1 protein-coding gene is annotated in these 786 nt (G+C 42.5%); it reads left to right on the plus strand.

Going from position 1 to position 786, the window contains the following annotated elements; all coding sequences use genetic code 11:
* Window positions 1-585 (plus strand): ATP phosphoribosyltransferase (gene hisG, locus A3761_RS07745; RefSeq protein ID WP_068750072.1); only part of this gene is annotated, 585 nt, incomplete at its 5' end.
* Between the last annotated feature and the right edge of the window lie 201 nt (window positions 586-786).

A 786-nucleotide genomic window follows, 5' to 3' on the forward strand; every position in this document is an offset into this window, starting at 1 on the left:
GAGACGCTTCCGCTGATTAAAGAGGCTGGAATCGAGCCGCTAGAAGATGTCACCAGTAGTCGAAAGCTGATTTTTGATACCACTGTAGAGAATGTGAAAATGATTATTCTCCGGGCCACCGATGTGCCTTCATATGTTCAATTCGGCGGCGCAGATATCGGTGTTACCGGAAAAGATGTCCTAATGGAACATGGCGCGGATGGCCTATACGAGCCATTAGATTTAGGTATTGCCAAATGCAAGTTAATGACTGCTGCGAAAAAAGGTAGTGTTAGCCCTAAGGGAAGAATTCGTGTTGCCACTAAGTTTGTAAACCTGGCTAAAGCATTCTATTCGCAGCAAGGTATTCAGACTGACATCATCAAGCTGTATGGGGCGATGGAGTTGGCGCCCCTATTAGATTTAGCTGATGAAATTGTCGATATCGTCGATACCGGAAATACCCTAAAAGCAAATGGCTTGGAGCCAAGGGAAATGATTCACCCTGATATTACAACTCGTCTTGTTGTGAATCGTGCGTCAATGAAAATGAAGCACGCACAAATTCAACCAATTATTGAAAAAATGAAGAAAGCCGTTAAATAAAGCTATCAAAGCTGACCTTCGGTGAGTTATGACTATTAACACAGGAAAATCTCAATGGTAGATATTAAACGTTTATCCAGTACTGATGATAATTTTGAAGCTGCTGTAAAGCAATTGGTTGCATGGGATGATCAGCTTGATCATGACGTTCATGCGACGGTCAAAACGATTCTGGATGACGTTAAATCTACTGGCGACGAT

The sequence above is a fragment of the Oleiphilus sp. HI0123 genome (assembly GCF_001635315.1).